16 protein-coding genes and 3 pseudogenes are annotated in these 14938 nt (G+C 36.9%); 15 read left to right on the top strand and 4 right to left on the bottom strand.

Features of this window, described 5'->3' with window-relative positions:
- Positions 1-149: 149 nt before the first annotated feature.
- The 7 genes and pseudogenes from BM278_RS15865 to BM278_RS15840 all read left to right on the top strand — a co-directional run.
- Positions 150-1070 (top strand): annotated as a pseudogene (locus BM278_RS15865) (heavy metal translocating P-type ATPase); the annotation flags it as partial.
- 73 nt (positions 1071-1143) lie between these two features.
- On the top strand, positions 1144-1284 hold the full coding sequence (locus BM278_RS18880) for a hypothetical protein (protein ID WP_167357419.1): 141 nt from the start codon (positions 1144-1146) through the stop codon (positions 1282-1284).
- A gap of 658 nt (positions 1285-1942) precedes the next feature.
- Positions 1943-3340, top strand: coding sequence for an alkaline phosphatase (locus tag BM278_RS15860; protein ID WP_090951657.1), 1398 nt, complete (start codon positions 1943-1945; stop codon positions 3338-3340).
- A 90-nt stretch (positions 3341-3430) separates the two neighbouring features.
- The gene (locus BM278_RS15855; RefSeq protein WP_089098307.1) at positions 3431-4129 is read left to right on the top strand and encodes a hypothetical protein; all 699 of its coding nucleotides are present in this window, start codon (positions 3431-3433) and stop codon (positions 4127-4129) included.
- A 114-nt stretch (positions 4130-4243) separates the two neighbouring features.
- Complete coding sequence (locus BM278_RS15850; RefSeq protein ID WP_244151202.1) at positions 4244-4411, top strand: hypothetical protein; 168 nt, start codon at positions 4244-4246, stop codon at positions 4409-4411.
- A 56-nt stretch (positions 4412-4467) separates the two neighbouring features.
- Positions 4468-4611 carry a YolD-like family protein gene (locus tag BM278_RS19715; RefSeq protein WP_082798097.1) on the top strand — a complete coding sequence of 48 codons (144 nt, stop codon included), beginning with the start codon at positions 4468-4470 and terminating at the stop codon, positions 4609-4611.
- Between the two features lie 781 nt (positions 4612-5392).
- Complete coding sequence (locus BM278_RS15840; protein ID WP_050946916.1) at positions 5393-5665, top strand: hypothetical protein; 273 nt, start codon at positions 5393-5395, stop codon at positions 5663-5665.
- A gap of 135 nt (positions 5666-5800) precedes the next feature.
- Here BM278_RS15840 and BM278_RS15835 read toward each other — a convergent pair whose 3' ends face one another.
- Positions 5801-5965, bottom strand: coding sequence for a YncE family protein (locus tag BM278_RS15835; protein ID WP_090951654.1), 165 nt, complete (start codon positions 5963-5965; stop codon positions 5801-5803).
- Positions 5966-6065: 100 nt separating this feature from the next.
- Between BM278_RS15835 and BM278_RS15830 the strand changes: the two genes are divergently transcribed.
- The 6 genes and pseudogenes from BM278_RS15830 (at position 6066) to BM278_RS15805 (ending at position 10869) form a co-directional block, all read left to right on the top strand.
- Positions 6066-7436: a sensor histidine kinase gene (locus BM278_RS15830; protein ID WP_090951651.1), complete on the top strand. Its 1371-nt coding sequence runs from the start codon at positions 6066-6068 to the stop codon at positions 7434-7436.
- Positions 7437-7438: 2 nt separating this feature from the next.
- Positions 7439-8110 carry a response regulator transcription factor gene (locus BM278_RS15825; RefSeq protein ID WP_090951648.1) on the top strand — a complete coding sequence of 224 codons (672 nt, stop codon included), beginning with the start codon at positions 7439-7441 and terminating at the stop codon, positions 8108-8110.
- A 12-nt stretch (positions 8111-8122) separates the two neighbouring features.
- Positions 8123-8676, top strand: a pseudogene (locus tag BM278_RS15820) (TVP38/TMEM64 family protein); the annotation flags it as partial.
- A gap of 132 nt (positions 8677-8808) precedes the next feature.
- Positions 8809-9786, top strand: a complete 978-nt coding sequence (locus tag BM278_RS15815; RefSeq protein ID WP_090951645.1) for a F510_1955 family glycosylhydrolase — start codon at positions 8809-8811, stop codon at positions 9784-9786.
- Positions 9787-9902: 116 nt separating this feature from the next.
- A complete protein-coding gene (locus BM278_RS15810) occupies positions 9903-10634 on the top strand; it encodes an urease accessory protein UreH domain-containing protein (RefSeq protein WP_090951641.1) in 732 nt (243 codons plus the stop codon).
- A 22-nt stretch (positions 10635-10656) separates the two neighbouring features.
- A complete protein-coding gene (locus tag BM278_RS15805; protein WP_090951637.1) occupies positions 10657-10869 on the top strand; it encodes an SHOCT domain-containing protein in 213 nt (70 codons plus the stop codon).
- A gap of 553 nt (positions 10870-11422) precedes the next feature.
- Here BM278_RS15805 and BM278_RS15800 read toward each other — a convergent pair.
- The 3 genes and pseudogenes from BM278_RS15800 to BM278_RS15790 form a co-directional block, all read right to left on the bottom strand.
- Positions 11423-12130, bottom strand: a complete 708-nt coding sequence (locus BM278_RS15800) for a cytochrome c biogenesis protein CcdA (RefSeq protein WP_090951635.1) — start codon at positions 12128-12130, stop codon at positions 11423-11425.
- Positions 12131-12361: 231 nt separating this feature from the next.
- Positions 12362-12652 carry a DUF6803 family protein gene (locus BM278_RS19335; RefSeq protein WP_341871194.1) on the bottom strand — a complete coding sequence of 97 codons (291 nt, stop codon included), beginning with the start codon at positions 12650-12652 and terminating at the stop codon, positions 12362-12364.
- A 63-nt stretch (positions 12653-12715) separates the two neighbouring features.
- A pseudogene (locus BM278_RS15790) lies at positions 12716-13616 on the bottom strand (IS3 family transposase); the annotation flags it as partial.
- Positions 13617-13839: 223 nt separating this feature from the next.
- Between BM278_RS15790 and BM278_RS15785 the strand changes: the two are divergent.
- Together BM278_RS15785 and BM278_RS15780 are read left to right on the top strand one after the other, a co-directional pair.
- Positions 13840-14571, top strand: a complete 732-nt coding sequence (locus BM278_RS15785; protein WP_090951634.1) for a hypothetical protein — start codon at positions 13840-13842, stop codon at positions 14569-14571.
- Between the two features lie 87 nt (positions 14572-14658).
- Positions 14659-14938, top strand: a 280-nt coding sequence (locus BM278_RS15780) for a DUF6444 domain-containing protein (RefSeq protein WP_244151200.1), incomplete at its 3' end; no start/stop codon positions are given.

Genomic DNA, 14938 nt, shown 5'->3' with positions numbered 1-14938 from the left:
AAGTTCATCATTTAGGGTAATATGATATTGAGCCATGGTTGCATTCCTCCTTATGTTTGGTGTTTGTTTGTCCACTGTTTATTCTACCAAAGGGGAAGCAACATGGCTCTTTTTCTATTTCCCTTTTTACACAATTATATGGACTTAACTCTCTTACAAAAGGAGAGCCACATGTTGAAAAAGTAACGGTTTATATAGAGGATCAAGATGAGTTCTATCGGATTATCGGTTCGATTGAGAAAAATTCATCCCATCCGTTGGCCAAGGCAATTATGAAAAAAGTGGTTGAGACAGAAGTCGCTTTACATGATCCGGAGGAAATCGAAACGGTTTCTGGACAAGGGATCATCGCACGTATTCAAGGTAAACGATATTGGGTGGGGAATGAGAAAAGTATTTCGCATTTACAAATAACAGAGAATGTGAAAACCGATATTGAGAAAATGAAAGAAGAAGGTTTGACGTTAGTATTGCTTGCTGATGAACGTCAAGTGATGGGGCTAGTCGGAATTTCTGATGAAATTAGAGAAGAAAGTAAAAGCGTAATTAAGGCGCTCCACCAAGCGGGTATTCAACATACAGTGATGCTGACAGGTGACCATCCAAAAACAGCAGAGAAAGTGGCACGAAAAGTGGGAGTGACAGAGTATTACGCTAATCTGTTACCAGAAGATAAAGTGGAAAAAGTAAAAGAATTAGCGTTAAAAGGAAAAGTAGCGATGATTGGTGACGGTATCAATGATGCACCTGCTTTAGCAACAGCCGATTTAGGCATTGCAATGGGAAAAGGTACTGACAGCGCAATTGAAACAGCAGACATCGTTTTAATGCAAGACCATCTTGGAAAACTACCGAGCGCTATAAGAACTGCTAAAAAAGTAAATCGTATTATCAAACTAAATATTTCCCTTGCATTAGGTCTTAAATTATTAGCTCTATTACTGACTATTCCGGGCTTGCTTACACTCTGGATTGCTATTTTATCCGATATGGGTGCCACTATTTTAGTTACTTTAATTAGCTTAACGATTTTGTGGGAGAATAAAGAACATAATGTAATAATTAGATAAAATACATCTAAGTTTTCGATGTATTTGATACACGCATAAAATTGCTAAAGATTAACCATTGGTGGGAAAACGGATGAAACCAGAAAAAAAGGAATCGAAAATGAAAAAGAGCATAGAACAAATCATTGAAAAGTTTAGAAAGAAAGGCATTCAAGTAGAGAAGGTATTATCAAGAGCAAGCATGACAAGAAAGATTAAAGGTGTTCTGTTATAAAAGTCATATGTTTCTTACGAAATTAAGTAAGAGGGGGGGGCGGGGCGACTCCCCCTTGTCTTCTCACACCACCTAGCACGCGGTCCCGAACTAAGCGGTTCACTAACCTTGATGAAGTTCAACATATCTCTGCATAATGTTCTTGAGTCCTCGGATTGCCAATATGCAATTCCGAGGGCTTTGTTTTGTGTAAATGAGAAATGTGTGTCGTGAGCCATGCTTTTTAGGTAAAATTGTCATCTTTCCGTTCATGTGTCCACCCAAGCTTACTGAAATAGCCCTTGGCGGCTTTGGACTTTACCTTGTCTGGCAGGCTCGTCCGGCTGTCCCAGCTTCTAATTTGGTTCGTGTAATCTAGTGTCTACAAGCTTCCTCCAGATTCTACCTCACGAAAGACACCTTCGCATTTGGTTAGCCGTAGACGCTCGACGCTCGCTTATATAATAGTAAAATTTCATTGAATGATGTTTAAACATAAGAGGAAGAAACATGAGGCTGCGATGTTTTATTATGAAAGGGCTAATTCAAGTAAAAGAAATCCTTTTTTAATTCAAAATTCCTATTATTCTTTTTTTACACAATTATTAAACTCGATTAAACAAGACTTAACATTTCCCCAATACAATTGTTCTTGAAAATTTTTGAGGAGGGTTTAAAATTGTTCAGAAAAAAAATCTTACCCTTGGCAGTTGTTTCTACCATAGCTTTAGGAAGTTTATTAGGAAGCGTCACAGAAACAGATGCAAAAGAAAAGAAAGGTCATGATCATGAAAAAGTAAAAAATATCATTTTTATGATTGGTGACGGAATGGGTGTATCTTATACTTCCGCATATCGTTACTTAAAAGACGACCCAAACACGAAATTCGTTGAGCAAACAGAGTTTGACAAATATCTTGTCGGTCAACAGATGACTTATCCTGAAGACCCTGCAGAAAATATAACTGATTCTGCTTCCGCTGCGACAGCGATGGCAGCTGGAATCAAAACATATAATGCAGCCATTGCTGTGGATAATGATGGTTCAGAAGTAAAAACCGTACTCGAAGCTGCAAAAGCAGCAGGTAAAGCAACTGGTCTTGTAGCCACTTCTGAAATTACACACGCAACTCCTGCATCATTCGGTGCTCATGATGAACACCGTAAAAATATGAATGCTATTGCCAATGACTACTATGATGAATTAATCAATGGCGAGCATAAAGTCGATGTTTTGCTGGGCGGAGGAACCGATCTATTTATCCGTGAGGATCGTAATCTTGTCGAAGAATTCAAAAAAGACGGATACAGCTATGTGACAAATCGCAACGAATTATTAAAAGATCAAAACGAACAAGTTCTTGGTTTGTTTGCGCCAAGAGGACTTCCGAAAATGATCGACCGAACGGAAGACATTCCTTCCCTTGAAGAAATGACAAAATCTGCGATTAAGCGTTTAAGTAAAGATAAAGATGGTTTCTTCTTGATGGTGGAAGGAAGCCAGATTGACTGGGCTGGACACGATAATGATATTGTTTCTGCGATGAGTGAAATGGAGGATTTTGAAAAAGCATTCAAAGCGGCTATAGAGTTTGCAAAAAAGGACAAGCATACGCTTGTTATTGCTACAGCTGACCACTCTACCGGTGGTTACTCCATTGGAGCAGACGGCATTTATAATTGGTTCGGTGCGCCAATTAAAGCGGCAAAACGCACGCCTGACTTTATGGCACAAGAGATTGCCAATGGCGCCGATGTTGAAGAAATGTTGAAAAAGTATATCGATTTGGAATTGACGGCTGAAGAAATACAATCTGTGAAAAGTGCTGCTGAACAAGGGAAAGCGGACAAGGATAAAGGTGTAAAAAGAGTGGATGATGCGATCGAACATATTTTTGACAAACGTTCACATACTGGCTGGACAACAAGCGGCCATACCGGGGAAGACGTTCCTGTTTATGCATACGGTCCGAGAAGTGAACGTTTCGTTGGACAGATAGAGAACACGGATCATGCCAAAATCATCTTTGATATTTTTAGAAAAGGAAAACAAAAAATTGTCATTGAAGATAAGTAGTGATCAAAAAAAACATGGAAAAAGAACAAACATCCCGTTGCTCGCTCAAGCAACGGGAAATTTTTTGACGTGCATATGGAGGTTCAAATGATGAAAAAACTATTTTTTCTTATAAGTATGATGACTTTGTTTGTCGGATGCCGCCAACATATATATAACGAAAACAAGGCTCCTGATTCAGGTACTCAACAGCAAACAAAAAACGAACTAAATGATAAGTCGACCAAAGATACAAAACAAGATAAGCTGACAAAAAAGACAAACGAATATATTTCAAACCCGCAGGTAACAGATGACCGGGATTTACAAAAATCAGGTGATTATTATGCAGATGAAAAGGGAGAAGCTACTTTAAAGAAAATGAAAGTCGTAAACAAGACATACAATGTTGGGCCAATTCAACTTACAGTTAAAGACGTGAAAGTGATCCATTTAGTTCCTGATTACAGCCTTATTGATTATTTTCACGCCTTAACACATGAGGAACAGTTCGACTTTATCAAAGTATTCGTGGAGATTAAAAATACATCTTCACAGAAAGTAAATTTCGCGCCGGTAGCTTTATTTGAATCAAGCACAGGTGAGAAATTTGATTGGGAAAAAGATATTTATCTTGAAAACTTACATGGGGAAATTGAAGGAAACGGCAAGAAACAAGGTAATCTAGGGTTTATTCTCAAAGAGCCGAACGGGGAGGATGTACAATGGGTGAAAATTATTACGAGCGACGTTGTTGACCCAAACAAGAAAATCATCAGTAAAGCAAAAGAAATAAGATTGGAATTTTAAATGAGTTCTGCTCTACCAGCTACAACGATATGACATGCTATTTATCGTTTTTAGGGCTTTCGTGCTGAAGCCAACCTTGCTGGCGTATTCTATCTAAAGGTATGGGTCAAATAAATGGATGAGGAAAGTTTGCAACTGTCCCTTTTTGAAGACAGAACTAAAGAACACGCTCTTGCCAAAGCGATGGACACGATTCGTGACAAATTCGGTCCAAATGCGTTGTTGCGTGCTGTCAGCTACTCATCAGAAAGTGTCGCACGCATCCGCAACGGCTATATATAGGAGGACATCAGGCAGAACCATCACGATCGTGGAATCATCAATACTAGCCCTTTTTAATGCCAGAACACCGCAAAATGCTAAAGGAACTTCGTGAAAAAGAAGAGAGAATCCATCCCTCTTATCATGACGAGCAACAATATGAAGAATGGAATTGGATCATTTTTGGGGCGATGGAGTTTTGCTTCTTATCTCTCGATTAAATACATAGATATATAAACTGTGGTTCGTGTTATGTGCACTTATCGTATGGTTGACTTAATTATCGTATCGTACGAGGAGTTATAGTTTAAAAACATGAAGTTATTGTATTTTGTAAAAAGGGGAATGTTAACATTTATTATAGTATAACTGACAAAAAACACTACCAGCTCTTTTGTTTCTTCGTGTATCAAACATTTGTATTATTCATTTAGAAAGAGAGAATTTATCGTACCATAGGAATTGCGGTAATATCTCTGAAAAACATCTCTTCAGCCGTCAAAAAAATTTATTGATTGAGTTAAATCAAGGTTAAGCAATCACTGTTTTTTTATTTTAGAATTATAAAAAATAGAACTATGTGCTAAATAATCGATCTAACCAAACCAAAGAAAATTACATAAGAGAACTCGTGATGTTAAATGATAATGAACGGTAGTTAATTATGTATTTTCCACATGTCGTGATCGCATAGAAAAAGAGGAAACTGTTTGAACGTAACAAAATTATGCCTCCAACTAGCAACACAGTTTTTTAAATTATTCTCATACAATCACGCCTGACTTCTACAAGAAGTTAATTTATAATGATTGATATTCCTTAGAGAAACATGTAAGCACAAAGTATGATTATGATGACAGAGCCATTAGAAATTCTAATCGGTTTTTGAAAATATCTAATTACCTAAATGATAACCCACGACAAAAATTTGTAAATTTTTATGAACACTTTCTCCATACTTCTCCTTTATTCTAAAACCAGAAAAAGATGGAGGTGTTGAAAATGAAAAAACTTATTTCAGGGTTGTTCGTACTTGTTTCAGCTTTTGTGCTAGCTACAGCTGTTTTTGCAGTAAATAAAAATGACAATAAGGATTGGAAAGAAATGTTACCAATGATGAAACAAATGCATCCAAATTTATCAGAGGAACAATTACAAAAAATGTATGAACAGTGTCGAAATAATGGAGATAAAATGATGGAACATATGATGAATTATGACAGAATGAATCAACAAATGATGAAACAAGGGCATATGAACAATCATATGATGTAACAACGCTTAATCAGTTATATTTAAGCACTGTAGGCTTTAAAACTACGGTGCTTTTTTCATACGTAAATTTCAGTAAATAGTAAATAGAAAAGAAAAACAGCAGGCTTAAAAACTCAATCTGCTGCTTATTTATATTTACGGCATGACATTAATTCCGCTCGGAATTTCACCTACTTCAACCGTTTTCATTACTTTGTTTTGTTCTTTATCAATGACACAAACCGTGGTTTCAAACATATTGGTGACAAAAAAATATTTATGATCCGGACTTGCGTCTACTCCGTGTTCATCATTTTCCATCCGAAAACGACTTTAAGGGCTCTTCGTTTTTTCTGCACATTTTCTCTACATTTGTTTGTTATTATATGGAGGGGAGCAAGCTGATAAGGAAGGGACAAAAATGAGAAAAATTTCGTTTAAATTAGGACTATTATTTTTTGTATTCGTATTAGGAATAGAGACAGTTTTATTTGCGTCATTATATGTTACTCTGGTTCATTCTCGAATTAATGAGGAATTTGAGCAGCTGTTAGCAAGAGGGAATAATCATCGAGATGTGTTAGAAAAAAGTTATAACCCCTCTACGTTAGAACATGTCACGATGATGGAATCTGAAGCGGAGACGGACGTTGTTATTACCAATGACCAAGGGAAGATACTGTATTTTTCAGATCATATTTTACCATTTGCTAAAAGAGTAATAAAAAAAACAAACAAAAACATTCCCCATAGTGGAATGATTGTGCAAAAAAATTGGCAAAAAGAGTCGCACATTTCAACAGTAAGCCCGATTCGGATTGACGGCAAGATCAAAGGTTATGTCTATATGTTTCAAAATACGGATTCCATTCAAAACATGATTTATAAGTTAAAGCATCATTTCCTTATGGTTGGAATTCTTTCCGTATTTTTAACGATTATTACGATTGCTTTCTTATCAAGAGTCATTACTATTCCTCTCATTCGCATGAAACAGGCGACCGAAAAATTGAGCAAAGGTGATTTTTCGGTTCGTCTGCAAGTAAAAGGGGGGGACGAATTGGCGGAATTAGGGAAAGCCATTCAAACATTGGCGAGGGATTTAGAATACTTAAAAAAAGAACGAAACGAATTTCTCGCCAGTATTTCTCATGAACTTCGCACCCCGCTCACTTATGTAAAAGGATATGCTGATATAGCTAGGAGACCAAACATGGAGGAAGAGGAGAGAAATCGATATTTGTCCATTATCTACGAAGAAGCAGAACATATGCAAAAATTGGTGAAGGATCTTTTTGAATTAGCGAAGATGGATCAACATTCCTTTCAAATCCATAAGGAACCTACTAATTTATGTTCTTTCTTAAAAAAACTGTATGATAAAATGCATCCTGCGTTTCAAGCTAAAAAAATGTCTTTGGTATACCAATGTGAAAAAAACATTACTGTCCATATAGACCAAAAACGTTTTGAGCAAGTGATGATGAATCTGCTAGACAATGCTTTAAAATATGCTAATCAAGGTTCTACCGTCTCTATTGATGCAAGAGCGGAGAAAAACAACATTGTGATTATTGTTTCAGACGAAGGCAGAGGGATCCCTGAAGAGGATTTGCCGCATATTTTTGAACGGTTTTACCGAGTGGATAAATCAAGATCAAGAACTAGCGGCGGAACAGGACTGGGACTAGCCATCGTCAAGGAAATTGTGGAAGCGCACAGAGGCTCGATTTACGCCGAAAGTGAATATGGAAAAGGAACAAGCATGATTATTACATTGCCGGAGGGATAAGCATGTACACGATTTTACTGGTTGACGATGAAAAACGAATGTTAGATTTACTTGATCTTTATCTTTCGCCTAGAAGATATCATTGCGTAAAGTGTGAGTCCGGTTTAGCAGCGATACAGTACTTAGAAAATAACAAAGTGGATTTGGTTTTGCTGGATATTATGATGCCGGAGATGGATGGTTGGGAAACGTGTAAGCGAATTCGGGAATTTTCTAACGTCCCGATCATCATGGTAACGGCACGAGATCAAACAACGGATATCGTCCAAGGACTGAAAATCGGAGCGGATGACTATATTACGAAGCCGTTTGACGAATCCGAACTGCTGGCGCGCATCGAGGCTGTACTACGCCATTCAGTAGGAAAACATTCGAAAATTGAGTTTCAAGGTTTAGTGTGGGATGAAGACGAACATAAAGTCCACTATCAAAACGAACCGATTTTTCTAACGCCGAAAGAGTTTGCTATATTAGGGTTGTTTTTGAAGCATCCAAACAGAGTGTTTAGCAGAGAACAAATCATCGTGTCCTTATGGGGCTATAACGCAAATACAGAAGAGCGTACAATCGACTCTCATGTCAAAAATGTTAGAGAAAAGCTTAGACAATCTGGATTTCCGATTGATCAATTTCTGCAAACCGTTTGGGGGATAGGATATAAATGGGAGGCATAAGGCAAGAAGAGGATGAAAGAGCAAATCATTGCACTACTCAATACCTATGAAAATGCTGCTTATCTCATCAGCATTTTGATAAATATTATAATTAGTATTTTAGGACTTGTACCAAGCGTTTTTCTCACGGCTGCCAATTTGGCCGTGTTCGGGTTTTGGAAGGGCACCTTTTTATCTTTTGCAGGGGAAGCAATCGGAGCCATTATCTCCTTTCTTTTATATAGTAAAGGATTCAAGAAGCTTTCTGAATCCAAGTTATTTTCTCACCCGAAAGTCAGACGTTTGCTTGAAGCAAAAGGTTTAGAAGCCTTTTTTCTTGTTCTGTCTTTGCGGCTTCTTCCTTTTGTTCCGTCAGGAGTAGTGACCTTTGTTGCGGCGATCGGAAAAACGTCCTTGCTGATCTTTATGATTGCTAGCTCAATTGGGAAAATACCTGCCTTACTTTTAGAAGCCTATTCGGTTTATAAATTAATGAATTGGACATGGCAAGGGAAAGTAATATTAACATTTTTGTCTATTTGTTTGTTCCTTTTACTTGGAAGAAAATCAATCGAAAAAAGCTCAAACGAACAAAATTGAAAGGGACTTATAAAAGAGCAATAAAATTCATATCCAAAGAAACAAACTCCATAAATTCTGCAAATTTTTCTGCTATAAAATTACTATGTTTACTCAATACACAAAAAGGAGTATCAGTAATGAAAAAAATGACGAAAGCTATCATGATTACATCGGCTATTCTTCTTCTAAGCGCTTGTTCATCATCCAATGAAAAAGAGCAGACCTTTATCAATAGCAGAGAACAAGCAAAATCGAACGTATCTGTTACAAATAATCCTTTCTTTAAAGAAAAGAAAGAAGGAAAATTCGAACATTTACATGGAATCGGTTATGCAGACAACCAAAATGCGATTTACTTTGCTACACATGAAGGTTTACTCGTTTACCAAAATAATAAGTGGTATGAAACGACTTCCAATAAACAGGATTATATGGGCTTTTCTGCAACAGACGATGGATTTTATGCATCGGGACACCCAGAAGAAGGTTCATCTTTGGGAAATCCTCTTGGTCTTGTGAAAAGTTTGGATAATGGACAAACGTTGATGAATCTAGGATTTTATAAAGAATCTGATTTTCATTATATGACAGTTGGCTATAAAAGTCATACGATTTATGTCGTGAACCAAGAAGCAAATAAAACGATCGGACAAGGGTTATTCTACAGTAAAGACGACGGCAAAACGTGGTCGCAACGTCAATTAAACGGCCTGCCGCAAACTGCTGCAGGAACGATTGCTGCCCACCCAACGGACGAAAATATGGTCGGAATTAGTACGCCTGAAGGAATTTTTGTCTCCAAAGATAATGGGAATACGTTTGAACGTTTTACTCAAAAGATCAATACGACGACTTTTGTGTTCCAAGAAAAATCCATTTTATTTGCGGCTATAGAGAATAATAAGCCTGTACTTATAAAACAATCATTAGATTCAAAACAGGAGGAAGTCCTCTCTGTTCCTAAACTTGATGAAAAAGACCATATCATGTATATAGCCTCTAATCCGACAGATGAGAAGGAAATTGTGATCGCCACCATGAACGGGGATATTTTCATGACAAAAAATAACGGTGAAAGCTGGACAAGACTAGCATCAAAAGGGAAAATTTTCTAATAAAAGACATGCGAGGGCATGTCTTTTTGCTTACTTAAAAATATACTACTCCATAGTTTCTGCAAAATTTATTGCTACAATATAGACATCAGATAGAGAAGAAGGTGAGAAGAAGGGTGTATTCGTTCTTGAGCCAAATAAGCAACTTTCTAAGCCAACCATTTCTCAATATTGCAAATAGCACGACAGCTATCCCTATTTTGTCAGCTTTTGTTCTTGGCATTGTAGGAGCGATGGCTCCATGTCAGCTTACTGGCAACTTGGGAGCGATCACATTGTACAGTAATCAGTCCTTGCAAAAAGGAATTGCGTGGAAAGAGTTGATCCTATTTATTTTGGGTAAAATCATTGCTTTTTCCGGTTTAGGTTTCATTGTTTGGCTGATGGGGAAAGAGATTCAAGGTACACTAACATTATATTTTCCGTGGTTAAGAAAGCTGATCGGTCCCATTCTTATTCTTGTAGGTTTATACTTGTTAGGGCTTTTTAAAATGTATTGGAACGTAACCTTGTTCAAAATCCCCGAGAGATTTTTAAAGAAAGGAAAAATAGGCTCCTTTTTAATGGGGTTTGGCTTTTCATTAGCTTTCTGTCCAACCATGTTTGTTCTATTTTTTGTTACTCTAATGCCTTTGGTATACTCAACGTCTTATGGAGTGTTATTACCGGGTGTCTTTGCCGTCGGAACCTCTGTACCTGTTATTTTATTCATCCTCATCCTTTGGTACTTAGGATTTAGCGGTACTCTAATGAAAAAAGGGAGACAAGCAGGAAGTTTCGTTCAGAAAGCAGCTGGAATCATGATGATCTTACTTGGCATATTAGACACTATCACTTATTGGTTCTAAAGTTAGAAAAGGGGAAAGTGAAATGGGAATTTTTCATACGATGTTTGGAGGTTCGGCTATGATGATCGGGATGATGTTATTCTGGATTGTATTAATCGCCATTGGTTTTTATCTCTTACATCGTTTTATCAATGACCGCAAAGAAGAGTTATCTCCAATGGAAATATTAAAAATACGATTAGCCAAAGGAGAGATCACTTTAGACGAATTTGAGCAGCTATCCAAAAAGTTATAGTAAAATCCAGTCTTTTTCGTTATATTGAGCACAGGAAATGCAATTTACTACAATTGTCCCCCCTATTTCAATTTTATATAGATGAAGGAAGTTGTTGATAAGATTATTGTCAACAACTTCCTTTGTTTTTTAGCTTTTTTGAACATAATAACCTCTTATCCTCATTCAACTTGACTTCTTATATTCATGTCTTCTTTAGTTTTTTCTCCTATAATAAACACTTCCGTAAAATCGATATTAAACGAACTATGGAGTTATGGGAATATCAACAAGACATAAGCGGAAAGCAGTACAGCCGGATTTTCATGAGCAAGGGAGCTTCAAAACCGTTATAAAAGAGTTTAATCTTTTCATAAAAAATCCCCCTAACCACCGGCTACTCTAAGTAATAAATGAGAAATCACACTTTAGAGTATCCAAGTTCACTTAGGGGATAAAAAGAGATTTTATAAGTTATTACCTGTAATTGTGAAGAAAGGTTGTTATTCTGTAATTATTTTTGCATCAGAACTATAATTACTGTAATTTATTTCTATTTAGGGATGATAAACTCCTAAAAACCTGTGAATCCACCAAATAAACCAGTGAAAAAGATAATGATTTTCGTCATCCAATCAAAAAACAACAGAATCCCCATGACAATCATAAGAAATCCTCCGATTTTTACGATGACAGAGTTATATCTTTTTATCCAATTTAGCTTGCCGATAAAAAATGACATGATGAAAAAAGGTACGGCGAAACCTAATACATAGGCGAACATGTATAAAATTGCTGCACTTGGTTTGGTAGCTGCCAACGCTATAACTGATACAAGAATTGGGCCAGTACAAGGAGTCCAGCCTGCGGCAAATCCTATTCCAATTAAGATAGAACCAAAATAACCGGAGGGCTTGTTGCGAAAGACGAACCGCTTATCCTTCATCATAAAGGAAGGTGAAAATACACCTAAAATTACTAGACCAAAAAAGATAATAAATAAGGCACTAATTCGTCTGATTAAATCCTGATAATCAACGAATATTTTTCCTATTACAGAAGTACCGAAACCAATGGCAATGAAGATGACAGAAAAACCGAGTAAGAAAAAGAATGTATGAAGCATTGCTCGTTTTTGAAGCATGACATTCTCTTTCTTTACTTCATCAACTGATACCCCTGTAATGTAGGATAAAAAAGCTGGATATAATGGTAAGCAACAGGGGGATATGAAAGACAGTAATCCCGCTCCGAATGCTAGAAATACATTGATATCACTCATATTGGTTTCCATCCTTTTCTCTTTGATTTTGTAACGAAAAGTATATCATCTCAATTATAAAATAAAATTATGCATTTTTTATGGAAAAATTTATACGGTACCGTCAAGAATTTTGTGTAATGTAAGATAGATAGGGTATCTCTGAATGGATTTGGAATGGATAAGGGACTGGTTTTCTCCACACAGAGGATGTCCCAAAAGCGATTGCTTTTGGGACACCCTCCTTTATTTTTACATATGCTTATGATGAGAATGGTCGCCGCCGATCGATGGATCGAGCATTCCAAAAATCATAGCAATATGGGCCACTACTAAAAATATACCAACGAAAATGGAATGATATTTCAACTTTTGCTCCTCGCTCCATCTTCGCCCGATTATGCCTAAATCGATTAGACTTAATCCCAATAACGGAATGACGCCCATTAAATAAAATCCTACCGCAATGATATCAATCCATCCGCGCCATTCCCCATTCAGTGTAAATGGAATGACGGCATTGACAAATAAGTAAATAAAAATTCCTAAAAAGTATGGTATTATGTCAAGAAAATGGACACGTTAAACAGAGAGAAATAGCTGAACTTAGGCAGCTACTTTTCTCTGGTTAGCGTAGTAAGCAGCCTCAAATTCACATGGCGATACATATTCAAGAGCGGAATGACTCCTTTTTCGGTTGTAGAAGCATTCGATGTACTCAAAAATGGCTTGTTTCGCTTCTTTTCGCGTACGGAATCGATTGGGATAGATGCATTCTTTCTTGATTAAGCTATGAAACGACTCCATACAAGCGTTGTCGTAACAGTTTCCACGTCTCGACATACTGACTTGAAAATGATGCTCTTGTAACAGTTGTTGATAATCATTCGACGCATACTGGCTTCCACGATCCGAGTGGTGAATCACTCTTCCTGTTGGTTTCTCGCTGTTTAACGCTCGCTGTAACGCTTTGATGACTAACTCTTTGGTCATTCGTGTATCGATATACCAACCTACGATCTTTCGTGTATATAAATCCATGATGCTCGCTAAATACAACCATCCTTCATCAGTAGGAATGTACGTGATATCGGCCATCCATACTTCATTTGGAGCCGTTGCTTGGAAGTTTTGTTCCAACAGATTGGCATAGACGTTGTAAGGATGGTTACTGTTCGTAGTAGCTTTGAATTTACGAACGGTAATGGATCTCAATCCTTCTTCGTTCATGATGCGAGCCACCGTTTTTTGAGACACACGAATCCTTTGTTTGCGTAGTTCTTGCGTCATTTTCGGGCTTCCGTAAATCTTACGGGACTTTAGATACTCATTTCGAATCTGTTGAGTCCATTGTTCTTTTCGTTCTTTCTGCTTGCTTTTCGGACGCTTGAGCCAGTCATAATACCCACTTTTAGAAACACCGAGCACTTGACACATCTTCACCACACGAAATTCCATTACTTTCTTTGTATTCTTTGACCCAACGATGAAGAGTGTTGTAAGCCAAACCTAACTCTTTTGCCACTTGGGCAATGGACTTATCCCCCTCCAGGCATCATTCAACAGCCTGAATCTTGTACTCCTTATCAAATGTTCTCTTTTTCATGATTGGACACCTCGAACCGATTGTAATTAAGTTTATTATAATCTCCCTGTTCTCCGTGTCCAATTTTTAGACTATCATCAAAACTGCTTTAAAATTAATAGATGAATTAACCTATACCGGTCGGATGAAAGGTAAACAAAGATCTTCTAAACCATTATTGCAACCAATATTCCAACTGTCAGACGGTACAAGGTTTATAAGTCCGCGAGTCATTCTATACCATCAACTAGGAAGAAATATCATCACAATTTTAAATAGAATATATGGTGATGAAGCTAACCAAGATGCAGATTCAAAGGAAACAATTTTCATTAAGGGACTAATAGACATTACGTCACAATATCCAAACCTTAGTGCATGCCATGATGTACCTGTTGATGGAACAAACGTTGATTTTGGGATTTTAGATACTAACGATAATACTTTAGCATTATTTGAATTGAAATGGTTTGTAGAGCCAGTTACTTCTGTTGAAATACAAAATAAAGATGCAGAAATTAGTAAAGGTTTGCACGAACAATTGCCTAAATATGAAAATGCTATTAAAGAAAACGGCTCAAAATTCACTTTAAAAAAAGCATTTGGAAAAGAAATTGAGATAAATGAATCATTTTATTTCGTTTTAACAAGGTTGACTATTGGAAGTGGGCTTATTAAACCTAGTCCTTATAAAACAATAAACATTCGCATGTTAAAAAAAGCTCTATTTGATACTAATGGCAATCTAAATGAAGCTTGTAGGAAACTATATGATGGTTTCTATTATCCCAAAATAAATGAGGATTTTTCTTTAGAGAAAGCAGAATTTAAAATGGGGAATATAACTGTCATAGCAGATTCTATAAAAAAATTGTAACTATTCAGCCACATCATAAAGTGAGCTGAATATTTTCTTCTTTCCTTGTCTATGATGTGAATATTGATAGACAAGGAGGTGAATCGCATGTTGACGGTACAACAAGCTGTATTTACAGTTGAGAGCTTAATCGGCAAAGTTCAACAACAAAAACAGCTCATTCATCAACTCATTCAAGAAAATGAACATTTGCGTCACGAAAACAAACAACTACGCAAAGAAAATGAACAACTGAAGTACCGTGTTCAAGAGCTGGAAGCACGCACGAAAAAAAACAGCTCCAATAGCCATTTGCCCCCATCTTCTGACCGTTTTGAGAAAAAGCGTTCCTCCCGCGAGCCGTCTGGCAAAAAGCCTGGTGGGCAAG

Source organism: Parageobacillus thermantarcticus, from assembly GCF_900111865.1.
In the GTDB taxonomy this organism is placed as follows: Bacteria; Bacillota; Bacilli; order Bacillales; family Anoxybacillaceae; genus Parageobacillus; species Parageobacillus thermantarcticus.
The sequence above is the reverse complement of the archived record's forward strand: the minus strand, read 5'-3'. Positions and strand labels throughout refer to the sequence as shown.